The organism is Nonomuraea turcica (genome assembly GCF_030718205.1).
Taxonomy (GTDB): Bacteria; Actinomycetota; Actinomycetes; order Streptosporangiales; family Streptosporangiaceae; genus Nonomuraea.
In genome coordinates this window covers 1-680 of the sequence record NZ_JAUZQF010000097.1, presented here as the reverse complement: position 1 = coordinate 680, position 680 = coordinate 1, and the positions used below count along the sequence as shown (strand labels likewise).

At 65.6% G+C, this 680-nt stretch carries 1 protein-coding gene; it reads right to left on the bottom strand.

Annotated elements, in window-relative coordinates:
* Positions 1 to 552 (bottom strand): transposase family protein (locus tag Q9G87_RS60375; protein ID WP_305925697.1); only part of this gene is annotated, 552 nt, incomplete at its 3' end.
* Positions 553 to 680: the final 128 nt, after the last annotated feature.

Sequence of the window (680 nt, the reverse complement as noted above, 5' to 3'; positions counted from 1 at the left end):
TGCGCCGACGTACGCCTTGTCGGCCAGTGTGATCAGTTTCGCGGCCTGCAGTCGGCGGATGATGCCCCAGATGCGGGCCGCCTTCAGGTCGTGTACCGAGCCGGGTAGTGATCCCGAGGTCCACAGCGGCGTCCCGTCTGGCGCGGCCAGGACCTGGATGTTCATGCCGTGTCTCTTGTGTTTGCCGGAGTAGAAGGGCCGGTCGGCGGCCAGGCGGTCGATCGGAATGAGCGTGCCGTCGAGCACCACGAACGCGTATCCGGTGCGCTTGGCGGCGCGGATGGCTTGGTCCAGCGTGGGTGAGCGCTGGGCCACGAGCGCGACGGCCTCTTGGACGTAGCGCCAGGCGGTGGCCGTGCCGACGTCGAATCCGGCGGCGATCTCGGCGAAGGTCTCCCCTTTGCGCAGGTAGACCAGCACGAGCATGGCCTGCTGGCCAGGGTTGAGACGGCGCTTGGTGGACTTGAGCGCCTGCCGGTTCCGGCGCAGGATGCCGGCCAGGTAGTTCAACGTCTGAGATGACAACGGCAGCGCGGCACGGTAGAACAGCACTCAGGCCCCTGGTGGTGAAGGTTGATCTTGGTCGACAACCCTTCTACCAGGGGCTATCTGCGTTGCGGATCAAGGATGATGATCTGCAACGGACCCGTGACCTGCAGCGTCACGGTGGAATGGGCTCA